Raw genomic sequence first — 14,184 nt, forward strand, 5'->3', positions numbered from 1 at the left:
GCGAATCTTTAATGCGCCAGATAATTCTGATCAGTGCCGTTGCAAATGGGTTTGAAGCACCAGATCCCAGGGTGGAACCGGACTGAAGCGGGTTTTCAGGTACTCCAGCAACAAGCGACTGCGGGAGTTGGGTTGCTGTTCCAGGCGCAAGGCGTAGATGCCGGCGCTTTCCGGTGCTGGCAGGCCGCTTTCGCAGAACAGCGGCAGCAACTCACCCCGCAACAGGTACTCGCTGGCCAGCCAGGTCGGCAGGTGTGCGATACCCAGTCCGGCCAATGCGCCGCACACCAGCGCCTCGGCATTGTTGGCGCTCATGCGGACCCGCGCTGGCCGGTGCAACTGCATTTGCCCGTCGCGCTCGAAGCGCCAGGCGAAGGGCGGGGCCAGGCCATCCCAGTCGAGTCCGTCGTGTTGACTCAGCTGTGACGGATCGCCCGGCACACCGCGACGCCGCAAGTAATCCGGGCTGGCGCAGGCGATACGCACCATGCTCGCCAGTGGCGTGGCCACCAGTCGGGTGTCGGCCAATTGCCCGGCGCGCAACACCAGATCGACCTTGCCGAGGTTCAGGCCCTGCATGTCGACGAAACTGTCGATCAAGTGCAGCTGCACATCGAGTCCCGGATAGAGCATCAGGAAATCGGCAATTACCGGTGCCAGGTGCCGCCGACCAAAGGCTGCCGGCGCATCGATACGAATCAGGCCTTCTGGCGCGCTGCTCAGAGACACGGCCTCGGCCCGGGCCAGGCGCAACTCGGCGACAATCCGCCGTGCGCGCTCGGCAAAGGCCAATCCCGCCGGGGTGGCGCGTACCGCATGGGTGCTGCGGATGAACAGCTGGCTGCCGACCGCGCTTTCCAGGCTGTCGATCCGCCGTGCCACGGCCGAAGGGGTCAGCGGATGACGGCGCGAGGCGGCGGAAAAACTGCCGGTTTCCAGCACATCGAGGAACAAAGCCAGTTGGTCGGTCAGTTGATTAGGGTTCATGGCAGGTTTGCGCTTGTGCGAATTTGGCATAGCCATTGTGCGTCGCTGTGCGTTTCCGTGCCAGAAGCAACTGCGTAGGATCAATGGCGTGATGTGAGGAGAAATCGGCCGTGATTGAGTTTGTGATGTATCTGGTGTTCGGCGCTGCGTTGGGCACGCTCGGCGGGTTGTTTGGTATCGGCGGCGGCCTGATCGCCATTCCGCTGCTGGGCGTGCTGTTCGGGCTCGACCAGCAGATTGCCCAAGGCACGGCGCTGGTGATGGTGGTGCCGAACGTGATGCTGGCGCTTTGGCGTTATCAGCAGCGCAACCGGATTGAACGACGACATGCGCTGCCATTGGCAACAATGGGCTTCAGTTTTGCCTGGCTCGGTTCGATGTGGGCCGTGGGCATTGATGCGCAAACCATGCGTCTAGGGTTTGTCGGGTTCCTCATCGCACTGTCGGCCTTTAACCTGGCACGCATGTTCTCCGCTAGCGCCCCCGCTGCTTCGCAGATGAATTATGCGTGGCCATGGCTGGGCGTACTCGGCGCAGCGTCCGGCACCATGGGCGGCGTGTTTGGCGTCGGTGGAGCCGTGGTGGCGACGCCGGTGCTGACCAGCGTGTTCGGGACCAGCCAAGTGGTGGCGCAAGGACTGTCCCTGGCCCTGGCGTTGCCAAGCACCGGCGTGACGTTGGTGACTTATGCCGTGCACCATCAGGTGGACTGGTTGATCGGCGTGCCCTTGGCGATAGGCGGGCTGCTCAGCATCAGTTGGGGCGTGAAGATTGCCCATGCAATTCCGGAGCGGTTGCTGCGTGGGCTGTTCTGCGGCTATCTGGTGGCGTGTGCGGTGACGCTCGCCTTCAAAGTTTGAAGCCTTCGACGATGTGCTCGGCCAGGCACTCGGTGATCGGCGACGGATTATGCAGGTTGCGCACGAGCATGATGCTGGCCTCGGGCAGCAGCGGCAGGTCCTCGGCTTCACCGAGGATGCGCATGTCCGCGGTGATCAGGCTTTCTAGCTGTGCCGTGACGGCCAGGCCGGCGCTGACCACGGCCATGATCGCCGACAGGCTGTCGCTGTTGTACGCCACCCGGTAATCGCGCCCCTGGGCATCAAGGGCGTTGCAGGCCCACTGGCGGCAGAAGCAGTCGCTGTTGAACATCGCCAGCGGCAACGGCGTCTGCTCGTGGGCGCTGTAGTATTGCGCCTCGGCCCAGACAAAACGTTCCTTGCGCAACAACTGGCCGATTTCGCTGCCCGGTTCGCGGGTGACGATGGACAGGTCCAGGTCCTGGCGCATCAGCAGCTGTTTTGATGATTCGCAGTGCACTTCTATCTGAATCAGCGGGTAAGACTGGGCAAACCGGCGCAGAATTCCCGGGAGGAACCGCATTACATAATCGTCCGGCGTGCCGATGCGCACGGTGCCGACCATGTCGGGCTCACGCAAGGTATTGAAGACCTCACTGTGCAACTTGAGGATTCGCCGCGCATAGCCCAGCAACACCTGGCCTTCGGCCGTCAGCCGCACCTGCCGCCCGTCGCGCTGGAACAACTGGCGCTGCAGCACATCTTCTTCCAGGCGCTTCATCTGCATGCTGACGGCTGACTGGGTGCGGTTGACCATTTCGCCGGCGCGGGTAAAGCCGCCCTGGTCGGCGATGGCGACGAAGGTGCGCAACACTTCGGTATCGATACTCGGGTAGGCGGACATCCATCAATCTCCGAGATATGTGACATCAGAAACATTCGTTGGATTGATCTTAGACCCGGCGCGAGACTGGAGCCATCCAAACGGAGGGCAACAAGATGAAAGGTCAACACGAGTTCCAAGGATCAGAAAAACACTCGATTCACGTGATATCCGATCTGCTGCACAAGGTCGGCCGCTGGTACGAACTGCATCGCGAGCGCGAATTGCTGGCGAGCTTGAGCGACGAAGCACTCAAGGACATCGGCATGAGCCGTGCGGATGTGGAGAACGAGTCGATCAAACCGTTCTGGAATGACCCGATGCATAAATGATGAATGCCACGCTACACAAACCCCTTACCGGTGAGGTAGGTTGCGAGCAGACAAGGAGACGCCCATGCCCGCAACGTTGTCCTTTACCCTCAAACAGGCTCGGCGTCTGGCGCTGGCCGCCCAAGGGTTCAATGGGCGGTCGCCGCCAGCGACGATCAAGGTTGTTGCGCTCAATCGCCTGATCGAACGTCTGGGCGCTCTGCAGATCGATTCGGTCAATGCAGTGGTGCGTTCGCACTACCTTCCGCTGTTTTCCCGCCTCGGCAATTACTCCTCCGATTTGCTCGACCAGGCTGCCTGGAGTCAGGGCCGGCGCCGTACGTTGTTCGAGTATTGGGGTCATGAAGCCTCGTTGTTGCCACTTTCCATGTACCCGTTGATGCGTTGGCGCATGCAGCGTGCGAGCCGTGGCGAAGACATCTATCAGCAATTGGCGCGCTTTGGCCGTGAGCAGCAAGACACCATTCGCCGGGTGCTGGCTTCGGTCGAGGAGCAGGGCGCGTTGGGTGCCGGAAGTCTGTCGACCCGTCAGGAACGGGCCGGCCCCTGGTGGGACTGGAGCGCGGAAAAGCATGCGCTGGAATGGTTGTTCGCTGCCGGTGAAGTGACTGTGGCCGGTCGGCGCGGGTTCGAAAGGCTCTACGATTTGCCGGAGCGGGTGATTCCCTCGGTGGTGCTTGCGCAGCCCGTCCTGGATGAAGCTGACGCCCAGCGTGGCCTGTTACGGCATGCGGCAACGGCCTTGGGTGTCGCCACGGAGAAGGACTTGCGTGACTACTTCCGCCTGAACCCTGCGGACAGTCGTCCACGTTTGGCCGAGTTGGTCGAGGCCGGTGAATTGCTGACCTGCGAAGTCCAGGGCTGGCGACAACCGGCCTATTGTCTGCCCGAGCCGAAGGTGCCGCGCAAAGTCGCGGCCGGTGCCTTGCTCTCACCGTTCGATTCGCTGATCTGGGAGCGCAGCCGGACCGAGCGGCTGTTTGATTTCCGCTATCGGCTGGAGATCTACACGCCGCAGGACAAACGGGTGTACGGCTATTACGTCCTGCCGTTTTTGCACAACGAGCGGATTGCCGCACGGGTGGATTTGCGCGCGGAACGGGCGGCGGGCCGTTTGGCAGTGCATGCGGTGCATGAAGAGGACGCGGGGCTGGATGAAGAGGGGATGCTGGCGTTGGCGGTCAATCTGCGGCAGATGGGGGATTGGCTGGGGCTGGCGCAGGTTCAGTTGAACTGCCCGCGGGCGAGTGCGGCGCGGTTGCGAGTGGCATTGGCACAAATTGGCGGTGACTGAGCCGGCCTCTTCGCGGGCAAGCCCGCTCCCACATTGGTTCTGTGTCGTTCACAAATCAAGTGTGGGAGCGGGCTTGCCCGCGAAGGCGGATTATCAGGCAGCAAAAAAGGTTACTGGCTCAGCGCCGAACCTGCTTCAGCGTTTCAGCAATCAAGAACGCCAGTTCCAGCGACTGATCGGCATTCATCCGTGGGTCGCAATGGGTGTGGTAGCGATCCGACAAGCCGTCCTCGGTAATCGGCCGCGCACCACCGATGCACTCGGTCACGTTCTGCCCGGTCATTTCGATGTGAATGCCACCGGCATAACTGCCTTCGGCCTGGTGCACCTGGAAGAACTGCTTCACCTCGCCAAGGATCTGCGCGAAGTCGCGGGTCTTGTAGCCGCTGCTGGCCTTGATGGTGTTGCCGTGCATCGGGTCGCAACTCCACAGCACCTGCTTGCCTTCACGCTGGACGGCACGGATAAGCTGCGGCAAGTGATCGCCGACCTTGTTCGCGCCCATCCGCGCGATCAGGTTCAGGCGACCCGGATCGTTCTGCGGGTTGAGCACATCGATCAAGCGAATCAGGTCGTCGGGGTTCATGCTCGGGCCGACCTTGACCCCGATCGGGTTGTTCACCCCGCGCAGGAATTCGACGTGGGCGCCGTCGAGCTGGCGGGTGCGGTCGCCGATCCACAGCATGTGGGCCGAGCAGTCGTAGTAGTCGTTGGTCAGGCTGTCGCGACGCACGAAGGCTTCTTCGTAGTTCAGCAGCAGCGCTTCGTGGGCGGTGAAGAAGCTGGTTTCGCGCAGCTGCGGCGAGCTGTCCATGCCGCAGGCCCGCATGAACGCCAGGGTTTCATCGATGCGGTCGGCCAGGTGGCTGTATTTATCCGCCAGTGCCGAGTTGGCGATGAAATCCAGGTTCCACTTGTGTACCTGATGCAGATCGGCAAAACCGCCTTGGGCGAATGCGCGCAACAGGTTCAGGGTGGCGGTGGACTGGTGGTAGGACTGCAGCAGGCGTTCCGGGTCCGGCACGCGGCTTTTTTCGTCGAAACCGATGCCGTTGACGATGTCGCCACGGTAGGCGGGCAGGGTCACGCCATCGATGGTTTCGTCGTTGGCCGAACGCGGTTTGGCGAATTGCCCGGCCATGCGCCCGACCTTGACCACCGGGCAGCCGGCGGCAAAGGTCATCACGATCGCCATCTGCAACAACACCTTGAAGGTGTCGCGGATTTTCGCCGCGGAGAACTCGGCGAAGCTTTCGGCGCAGTCGCCACCCTGTAACAGAAACGCGCGGCCCTGGGTCACCTCGGCAAACTGACGGCGCAACTCCCGGGCTTCGCCGGCAAACACCAGCGGCGGATAGCTGGCCAGGGTCTGCTCGACCTGCTGCAAATGCGCGGCGTCGGGGTATCGGGGTTGTTGCTGGATCGGCAGGGCGCGCCAGCTGTCAGGGCTCCAGGGTTGGCTCATCACGGTCTCTAGTGTTTTCGCTCGGACGTCCATGTTATCAGCAAATTAGTGCGTGACCTGTTCCCGTCGCATCGCTGACAATCTCGCCTTTGCCGCTCTCTACACGCGGTGTTATTGCGTTGCCGGCCCCGGTGACGGTCAGGAGATGAAATGACTGAGGAGCGCGTCGAGCATCTGCTCGCCGAGGTACAGGACGAGTTCGGCGTAATTCGTGTGCTGGAAGTGGCCGATTACCGTTTTCTCGAGTTCGGTGATGCCATCGAGCAAAGCTGCGTGTTCACGGCCGATCCGAGCTGGCTCGAGTACGACTACACCCGGGCGATGCTGATCGGCGCGCTTTGCCACGAGCAACCGGAAAGTGCGCTGTTTCTCGGCCTCGGCGCCGGGACGCTGACCCAGGCCTGCCTCAAGTTCCTGCCGCTGGAAGATGTCGAAGCCATCGAACTACGCCCGGATGTACCGCGCCTGGCCATCGAGTACCTGGGGCTGGATGACGATCCGCGCCTGTACATCCGCGTTGGCGATGCGCTGGAGCTGCTGGACACCGCCGAATCGGCGGACCTGATTTTCGTCGACCTTTATACCGATGTCGGTCCGGGTGTCGGTCATCTGGCCTGGAGTTTTCTGGAAAACTGCCAGAAGCGATTGAATCCGGGAGGCTGGCTGGTCATCAATCAGTGGGCTACCGACGATGGAAAACCCTTGGGCGCCGCCTTGTTGCGCGGTTTGTATCACCGACATTACTGGGAGCTGCCGGTGAAGGAGGGCAACGTGATTCTGATCGTGCCGTCGGAGCTGGACCAGGAACTGGACATGGACGGCCTGATTGCCCGCGCCGAAACGCTGGCGCCACGGTTGGGGTATTCGCTGGATTCGTTGATCAAGTGCATTCGCCCGGCAACCTGATTAATTGATTGTCTGGACGGCCCCCTTCGCGGGCAAGTCGGATCGCCGCACCGCCGCTCCCACATTTGAACGCGATCCCCTGTGGGAGCGGGCTTGCTCGCGAAGGGGCCATCAAAGCCAAAATTAAAATCAAATCCCTTTGAAGACCCCCGGCCGCCGCTCCACCATCGACCGCACACCCTCCTTGACATCCTCGCTGGCCATCAACTTCTTCACCAGCAGCGGCAACGCCTGTGCCGCTGCGGTTTCCCCTTCATACCGGGCCTGTCGCGCAGACATCAGCGTCGCCTGCACCCCAAGCGGTGCCTGGCGGGCAATCCGTTCGGCCAGTTCAATCGCCCGGGGCAGTAGATCCTCGCTGGCCATGACTTCCTGCACCAGGCCCAGGTGCAATGCATCACGGGCGTCGAATTCATCACCGGTCAATAACCAGCGCATGGCGTTACCCCAACCGGATACTTGATGCAGGCGCAGGGTGGCGCCGCCGAACGGGAAGAGCCCGCGTTGCACTTCCATCTGCGCGAACCGGGTGTTGCTGGCGCACAGGTTGATGTCGGCGGCCAGCATCAATTCGATGCCGATGGTCAGGCAGTAGCCTTGGGCGGCGACGATCACCGGTTTGCTGACCCTGGGACCTGCGAACACCCCCCACGGATCACAGCCGCCGGGCGGAACCTGCCAGCCATCTGCCAGTGTGACGCTGGCATTGACCAGGTCGAGCCCGGCGGTGAAGTGCTCGCCATGAGCGAACACCACCGCCACCCGCGCCTCGGTGTCGGCTTCGAACTCGCCATAGGCCATGCTCAATGCATTGAGCAGGTCGAGATCGAAGGCGTTGCGCTTGGCCACCCGATCCAGGCCGATCAGGAACACATGGCCATGTCGTTCGCGGCTGACTCGACTGGAGCTGGGCTGATTCATGGAGCGGTCCTCGGGGTGGGAAAGGCGTGCCAGACCGGCGGTCTGCACGGCAAAGGGTGAACCGTTTTAGCGCCATCACCCGCAAGGCCGGGCCTTTGAAAAATAGACGGCTGACCGATTATTCGCAAAGCCTGTTACACAACGGTGTATTCGGTGGGTTTCCGATAAAAAAAGCTCCCTTTTTGGGCGAATTCCGGTATAGTGCGCGCCGGCCTTTAACCGGGCCGCGTTTAGGTAGCGCAATTCCCCGAAGCCAGCTTCGGCTGCACGTCCGCCCAGCGGACTCTTCCTTGACGATTCTTTTCATTCATTCGTTTTCGCAAATCCCCGCCGACAAAGCTGCCAGGGCGACTCTTGAGTCTCAACACGGCATGTGCAGCTTTGGAGCATGGGTCTTTGCGGATGCACTTAGAGGCAGACCCATGACCCAGGAAATCGGCGGCTTCGCCGCTCTTGAACTTCATCCAAATATTGTCGCTGCAGTAGTCGCTACCGGCTATGAAGAGCCTTCGGCCATTCAGCAGCAGTCGATCCCGATCATTCTCGCCGGTCACGATATGATTGGTCAGGCGCAAACCGGTACCGGTAAAACCGCTGCCTTTGCCCTGCCAATTCTGCACCGCATTGATCCGTCCAAGCGCGAGCCGCAAGCTCTGATCCTGGCCCCAACTCGTGAGTTGGCGCTACAAGTTGCAACCGCTTTCGAAACCTACGCCAAGCAAATGCCGGGCGTGACTGTTGTGGCTGTCTACGGCGGCGCGCCGATGGGCCCACAATTGAAAGCAATCCGTAATGGCGCACAAATCGTTGTCGCCACTCCGGGCCGTCTGTGCGACCACCTGCGTCGCGACGAAAAAGTACTGGCGACCGTGAACCACCTGGTTCTCGACGAAGCCGACGAAATGCTCAAGCTGGGCTTCATGGACGACCTGGAAGTCATCTTCAAGGCCATGCCGGAAACCCGTCAGACCGTACTGTTCTCGGCAACCTTGCCTCAATCGATCCGTGCCATCGCCGAACGCCACCTGCGCGATCCGAAGCACGTCAAGATTCAGAGCAAGACCCAGACCGTTACCGCGATCGAGCAGGCACACCTGCTGGTTCACGCTGACCAGAAGACTTCGGCCGTTCTCAGCTTGCTGGAAGTGGAAGATTTCGACGCCCTGATCATGTTCGTGCGCACCAAGCAAGCGACCCTGGATCTGGCCAGTGCCCTGGAAGCCAAAGGCTACAAAGCCGCTGCGCTGAACGGTGACATCGCCCAGAATCAGCGTGAGCGCGTGATCGACTCCCTCAAGGATGGCCGCCTGGACATCGTTGTGGCGACCGACGTTGCCGCTCGTGGCCTGGACGTTCCGCGCATCACTCACGTGTTCAACGTCGACATGCCGTACGATCCAGAGTCCTACGTTCACCGTATCGGCCGTACCGGCCGTGCCGGTCGCGAAGGCCGTGCGCTGCTGCTGGTGACTCCGCGTGAGCGCCGCATGCTGCAAGTGATCGAGCGTGTAACCGGTCAAAAGGTTGCTGAAGTTCGCCTGCCGGACGCTCAAGCCGTTCTGGATGCGCGCATCAAGAAACTGACCAACAGCCTGTCGCCGCTGGTGGCCGAGGCCGAATCGACTCACGGTGATCTGCTCGATCGCCTGACCGCCGACATCGGTTGCAGCCCGCGTGCCCTGGCCGCAGCCCTGCTGCGCAAGGCAACCAACGGTCAAGCGCTGAACCTGGCCGCTATCGAGAAAGAACGTCCACTGGTGCCGAACAATGCACCGCGTGGCGATCGTCCAGAGCGTTCCGGTGATCGTCCAGAGCGTGGCGACCGCGAGCGTCGTGCTCCGATGCCACTGGGCGAAGGCCGTGCACGTTGCCGTACCGCGCTGGGCGCGCGTGACGGTATCGCCGCCAAGAACCTGCTGGGCGCCATCCTCAACGAAGGTGGTCTGGCGCGTGAAGCGATCGGTCGCATCCAGGTGCGTGACAGCTTCAGCCTCGTCGAGCTGCCGGAAGATGGTCTTGAGAAGTTGCTGACCAAGCTGAAGGACACTCGCGTTGCCGGTAAGCAGTTGAAGCTGCGTCGCTACCGCGAAGATTGATCCGCTCTCGGGCTGATTGATCGAACATGAAAAATCCCCGACTGGTTCGGGGATTTTTTTTGCCTGCTGTTTTGTGGTCGGCCATGGATTTGTGTCGCCGCCCTTCGCGAGCAAGCCCGCTCCCACAGACGACCGCTTTACTTCAGAAAGAACGCGGTCGTCTGTGGGGGCGGGCTTGCTCGCGAAGGCCGTGACGCGGTTTGGCTGTCAGCCGAATCGATAGATGTCCATCCCCAGTGCGCCCATGGTGAATCCCTGGTGGGCAACCCCGAACTGCCCCCCGGCAGCGCGGGCAAAGTACAACGGCAACAAGTGCTCATCACTCGGATGATTGCGTACAGCGTTCGGCGCCTGCGCGCGATAGTCGTGCAATGCGGCTTCGTCGTTCGCCGCAAGTTTCTCGATCATCCAGTCGCGAAATGCCAGGGCCCAGGGCTCAACGCTCTCGGGGCCGACATGCCAGTCCAGTTCCCGCAGGTTGTGAGTGATGCTGCCGGAGCCGATCAGCAGGACGCCTTGCTCACGCAGGCTGGCCAGCGCGTGGCCAACGCGGGTCTGCAAGGCGGGGCCGCCACGGGTGGGCAGCGAAACCTGGACGATCGGGATATCTGCCTGGGGGTACATCAGCGATAACGGCACCCAGACGCCATGGTCGAAAGGCCGATTGCTGTCGATACGCGCAGGCAAGCCAGCGGTTTTCAATAACTCGGCAACCTCTGCGGCGAGTCGTGGGTCGCCGGGAGCCGGGTACTGGACTTCGAACAGGGCTTTGGGGAAACCACCGAAGTCATGCCAGGTTTCCGGTTGTGGATTGCCGCTGACCAGCAGCTCATTGCTTTCCCAGTGCGCAGAAACAATCACGATGGCTTTGGGCCTGGGTATCTCGGCGGCCAGGCGGGCGAGTGCCGGTCCGCTGGCACCGGGTTCCAGGGCGAGCATGGGGGAGCCGTGGGATATGTACAGGCTGGGGAACATGAATGAGCTCCTGAGAGTTAAGATGCAACATCTTCAGTCAGATCATTAATCTAAATCTAATATAAGTTTTAGAGTGTTTTGATCGAATTTTCGGGGTTATTTATGCAGCCTGAGTTTTGGCACAAAAAGTGGGCGGCGAACCAGATCGGCTTTCACCTGCCGCAGGTGAACCCTCATCTGAAGCGGTTCTGGCCAGCGTTAAGCCTTGAAGAAGGCGCACGCGTGTTGGTGCCGTTATGTGGAAAAAGCCTGGATTTGCTCTGGCTCGCCCATCAAGGCCATGAGGTCCTGGGTGTCGAACTGTCGGAAAAAGCCGTCGAGGAGTTTTTCAGCGAACATGGCTTTGATCCGGCCGTCAGCGAGCAGGGACCTTTCAAGGTCTATCGGGCAGGTTCCATTGAGCTTTGGTGCGGCGATTTCTTCGAGCTGACGGCCGGCGATGTTGCCGATTGCTCCGCGCTTTATGATCGCGCGGCGTTGATCGCGTTGCCGGCGGAAATGCGAGAGCGCTATGCCGCCCATTTGAAGCGGATTCTACCGAGGGAGTCCCTTGGCCTGCTGATTACCCTGGACTATGACCAGGAGCAAATGCCCGGTCCGCCGTTTGCTGTGCTCGATGATGAGGTGCGGCGGTTGTTCGGGGACTCATGGGCGCTGAAGATCCTGGAAGATCAGGACGTGTTGAGCGAGAGCGGGAAGTTTCTGGAGGCGGGTGTCACGCGGCTTGAGGAGCGGGTGTATCGGGTTTCCAGTCGGTAATTGGTTGTTAGTCCAGGCCCCTTCGCGGGCAAGCCCGCTCCCACAGGATCTGTGGCGTTCACAGATCCTGTGGGAGCGGGCCCGCGAAGGGGCCCTGAAAAGCACTGAAGCTTTTGAACAGACAAAAAAAGGCCCGCATCGCTGCGGGCCTTTTGCTTTGCTGTGGCGTGTATCAGCCCCGGCGACGAGCCAGAGCGTCGATACGCTCTTCCAGCGGCGGGTGGCTCATGAACATGCGAGCGAACCCTTGCTTGATGCCACCGTTGATGCCGAAGGCGTTCAGGGTGTCGGGCATGTGCACCGGCAGACCTTGTTCCGCCCGCAGGCGTTGCAGGGCGCCGATCATCGCGGCGGTGCCGGCCAGGTTTGCACCGGCTTCGTCGGCACGGAATTCGCGCTTGCGCGAGAACCACATGACGATGGCGCTGGCCAGGATGCCCAGAACCAGTTCGGCGAAGATGGTTGCCACGTAGTAGGCAATGCCCTGGCCTTCTTCGTTCTTGAAGATCACCTTGTCGACGAAATTGCCGATGATCCGTGCGAAGAACATCACGAAGGTGTTCACCACGCCCTGGATCAACGCCAGGGTAACCATGTCGCCATTGGCTACGTGGCCGATTTCGTGGGCCAGGACGGCTTTCACTTCATCCGGCGAGAAGCGCTCGAGCAAGCCCTGGCTGACCGCGACCAATGCGTCGTTCTTGTTCCAGCCGGTGGCGAAGGCGTTCGCCTCGTAGGCCGGAAAGATACCGACTTCGGGCATCTTGATCCCGGCTTCGCGGGACAGTTGCTCGACGGTTTGCAGCAGCCATTGCTCGTGACGGGTGCGTGGCTGGGTGATGATCTGGGTGCTGGTGCTCATCTTCGCCATCCACTTGGAGATGAACAGCGAGAACAGGGAACCGGCGAAACCAAAGACCGCACAGAAGATCAGCAGCTGATTGAGGTTGAGATCAACCCCATTGGCCGCCATGAACCCGTTGAAGCCGAAAAGGCTCAGGGTGATGCTGGCAATCAGCACGACCGCCAGGTTAGTGGCCAAGAACAGCAGGATGCGCATCATGGTTGTAGGTATCTCCTCATGCTAAAGATGTAGCGTACTGCGGGGTATATAAGGTGCGGCACCGGGGTATTCAACCGGGTGACTATTTCAAACTGTGTCCTACGGCAACAGTCTAGCTGCTTGCAGGGCATTTCCGACAAGTATGCGGGAAGTGTTTGTCAGCCAATTCGTGTCGAAGGCCCCGCCTTTGTTAGGCGCGAGCAGGCAAGGCACTGACCGGCAGCGACAAAGCGACTGCCAGTGGCGCAATGCAAACAAATGTTGCCGGATGAATGACCGTGCGACCTGCGGGAAGGTCGCACGGTGACAGATCGCTTACTGGCGGTAGGACTTGAGGAAACCACCGATGCGTCCGATGGCCATCTCCAGGTCATCGACACGGGGCAGGGTCACGACGCGGAAGTGGTCTGGCCATGGCCAGTTGAACGCGGTGCCTTGAACCACCAGCAGTTTCTCGGAGAGCAGCAGGTCGAGGACGAACTTTTCGTCGTTGTGGATCGGGCAGACCTTGGGATCGATCCGCGGGAATGCATACAGCGCGCCCATCGGTTTGACGCAGCTTACGCCCGGAATGTCGTTGAGCAACTCCCAGGTGCGATTGCGTTGTTCCAGCAGTCGGCCCTGGGGCAGAACCAGGTCATTGATGCTCTGATAACCACCCAGGGCGGTCTGGATCGCATGCTGGCTCGGCACGTTGGCGCACAGGCGCATGTTCGCCAGCATGTCGATGCCTTCGATGTAGCTCTGGGCGTGGTGTTTCGGGCCGGAAATGGCGATCCAGCCGGAACGGAAACCGGCCACGCGATAGGACTTGGACAGACCGTTGAAGGTCAGGCACAGCAGGTCCGGCGCCAGGGAGGCGGTGCAGATGTGCACGGCATCGTCGTAGAGGATCTTGTCGTAGATCTCGTCGGAGAACACCACCAGATTGTGCTGGCGGGCCAGTTCCAGCATGCCCAGCAGCACTTCCTTCGAATACACCGCACCGGTCGGGTTGTTCGGGTTGATGATCACCAGGGCCTTGGTGTTCGGGGTGATCTTGGCCTTGATGTCGGCCAGGTCCGGCCACCAGTTGGCTTGCTCGTCGCACAGGTAATGCACCGGATTGCCGCCGGACAGGCTCACGGCTGCGGTCCACAACGGATAGTCCGGTGCTGGCACCAGTACTTCGTCGCCATTGTTGAGCAGGGCCTGCATCGACATAACGATCAGTTCGGAAACGCCGTTGCCCAGGTAGATGTCTTCAATGCCGACGCCTTCCACCTGCTTTTGCTGGTAGTACTGCATGACGGCCTTGCGCGCACTGAACAGGCCTTTGGAATCGCTGTAGCCCTGGGCGGTCGGCAGGTTGCGGATTACGTCCTGGAGGATTTCATCCGGTGCTTCGAAACCAAAGGGCGCCGGGTTGCCGATGTTCAGCTTGAGGATGCGATGGCCTTCCTCTTCCAGGCGCTTGGCGTGCTTGAGCACCGGGCCGCGAATGTCGTAGCAGACGTTGGCGAGCTTGTTCGATTTGCTGACCTGCATGGCGATGTGTTCCCGAAAATGAACGATCCAGACGGCGTTTGGGCAACCGTGCTGGGAATCCTGCGTATTCACACAGGCCTGACGCCTTGAGATGCAGCACCCATATTTCCGTTTGAATGCGCGTGGTCTGGCTGCCAGACTGGCGTTTGACGAGGCGCAATCATACGTGCCGCCCG

At 60.9% G+C, this 14,184-nt stretch carries 13 protein-coding genes; 6 read left to right on the plus strand and 7 right to left on the minus strand.

Annotated features, from left to right (window positions below; genetic code table 11):
• Positions 1 to 30: 30 nt before the first annotated feature.
• The gene (locus AC07W4_RS12165) at positions 31 to 987 is read right to left on the minus strand and encodes a LysR family transcriptional regulator (protein ID WP_495032570.1); all 957 of its coding nucleotides are present in this window, start codon (positions 985 to 987) and stop codon (positions 31 to 33) included.
• A gap of 110 nt (positions 988 to 1,097) precedes the next feature.
• Here AC07W4_RS12165 and AC07W4_RS12170 point away from each other — a divergent pair, with 110 nt between their 5' ends.
• On the plus strand, positions 1,098 to 1,847 hold the full coding sequence (locus AC07W4_RS12170) for a sulfite exporter TauE/SafE family protein (RefSeq protein WP_495032571.1): 750 nt from the start codon (positions 1,098 to 1,100) through the stop codon (positions 1,845 to 1,847).
• On the opposite strand, the gene AC07W4_RS12175 is transcribed toward AC07W4_RS12170, so the two are convergent.
• A complete protein-coding gene (locus tag AC07W4_RS12175; RefSeq protein ID WP_495032572.1) occupies positions 1,837 to 2,691 on the minus strand; it encodes a LysR substrate-binding domain-containing protein in 855 nt (284 codons plus the stop codon). The two genes, AC07W4_RS12170 and AC07W4_RS12175, sit on opposite strands and share 11 nt — an antisense overlap.
• A gap of 95 nt (positions 2,692 to 2,786) precedes the next feature.
• Between AC07W4_RS12175 and AC07W4_RS12180 the strand changes: the two genes are divergently transcribed.
• Complete coding sequence (locus AC07W4_RS12180; protein WP_008049076.1) at positions 2,787 to 3,002, plus strand: DUF1127 domain-containing protein; 216 nt, start codon at positions 2,787 to 2,789, stop codon at positions 3,000 to 3,002.
• 64 nt (positions 3,003 to 3,066) lie between these two features.
• On the plus strand, positions 3,067 to 4,296 hold the full coding sequence (locus AC07W4_RS12185; protein WP_495032573.1) for a winged helix-turn-helix domain-containing protein: 1,230 nt from the start codon (positions 3,067 to 3,069) through the stop codon (positions 4,294 to 4,296).
• Between the two features lie 118 nt (positions 4,297 to 4,414).
• Here the strand turns inward: AC07W4_RS12185 and AC07W4_RS12190 are convergent, their stop codons facing one another.
• Positions 4,415 to 5,761, minus strand: a complete 1,347-nt coding sequence (locus AC07W4_RS12190) for a class II 3-deoxy-7-phosphoheptulonate synthase (RefSeq protein ID WP_495032574.1) — start codon at positions 5,759 to 5,761, stop codon at positions 4,415 to 4,417.
• A gap of 150 nt (positions 5,762 to 5,911) precedes the next feature.
• Between AC07W4_RS12190 and AC07W4_RS12195 the strand changes: the two genes are divergently transcribed.
• A complete protein-coding gene (locus AC07W4_RS12195) occupies positions 5,912 to 6,667 on the plus strand; it encodes a spermidine synthase (RefSeq protein WP_008049079.1) in 756 nt (251 codons plus the stop codon).
• 129 nt (positions 6,668 to 6,796) lie between these two features.
• Here AC07W4_RS12195 and AC07W4_RS12200 read toward each other — a convergent pair whose 3' ends face one another.
• Positions 6,797 to 7,588 carry a crotonase/enoyl-CoA hydratase family protein gene (locus AC07W4_RS12200; protein ID WP_495032575.1) on the minus strand — a complete coding sequence of 264 codons (792 nt, stop codon included), beginning with the start codon at positions 7,586 to 7,588 and terminating at the stop codon, positions 6,797 to 6,799.
• A 422-nt stretch (positions 7,589 to 8,010) separates the two neighbouring features.
• Between AC07W4_RS12200 and AC07W4_RS12205 the strand changes: the two genes are divergently transcribed.
• Complete coding sequence (locus tag AC07W4_RS12205; protein ID WP_007973525.1) at positions 8,011 to 9,684, plus strand: DEAD/DEAH box helicase; 1,674 nt, start codon at positions 8,011 to 8,013, stop codon at positions 9,682 to 9,684.
• A 207-nt stretch (positions 9,685 to 9,891) separates the two neighbouring features.
• Here AC07W4_RS12205 and AC07W4_RS12210 read toward each other — a convergent pair whose 3' ends face one another.
• Entirely contained in the window at positions 9,892 to 10,659 is a 768-nt protein-coding gene (locus AC07W4_RS12210) for a DODA-type extradiol aromatic ring-opening family dioxygenase (RefSeq protein WP_495032576.1), read from the minus strand.
• Positions 10,660 to 10,761: 102 nt separating this feature from the next.
• Here AC07W4_RS12210 and AC07W4_RS12215 point away from each other — a divergent pair, with 102 nt between their 5' ends.
• Positions 10,762 to 11,418, plus strand: coding sequence for a thiopurine S-methyltransferase (locus AC07W4_RS12215; RefSeq protein WP_495032577.1), 657 nt, complete (start codon positions 10,762 to 10,764; stop codon positions 11,416 to 11,418).
• 172 nt (positions 11,419 to 11,590) lie between these two features.
• Here the strand turns inward: AC07W4_RS12215 and htpX are convergent, their stop codons facing one another.
• The gene (gene htpX / locus AC07W4_RS12220; protein WP_007973520.1) at positions 11,591 to 12,481 is read right to left on the minus strand and encodes a protease HtpX; all 891 of its coding nucleotides are present in this window, start codon (positions 12,479 to 12,481) and stop codon (positions 11,591 to 11,593) included.
• 315 nt (positions 12,482 to 12,796) lie between these two features.
• Positions 12,797 to 14,008, minus strand: a complete 1,212-nt coding sequence (locus tag AC07W4_RS12225; RefSeq protein ID WP_007973513.1) for a pyridoxal phosphate-dependent aminotransferase — start codon at positions 14,006 to 14,008, stop codon at positions 12,797 to 12,799.
• Between the last annotated feature and the right edge of the window lie 176 nt (positions 14,009 to 14,184).

This window comes from Pseudomonas sp. GW821-FHT02A08, from assembly GCF_059422045.1.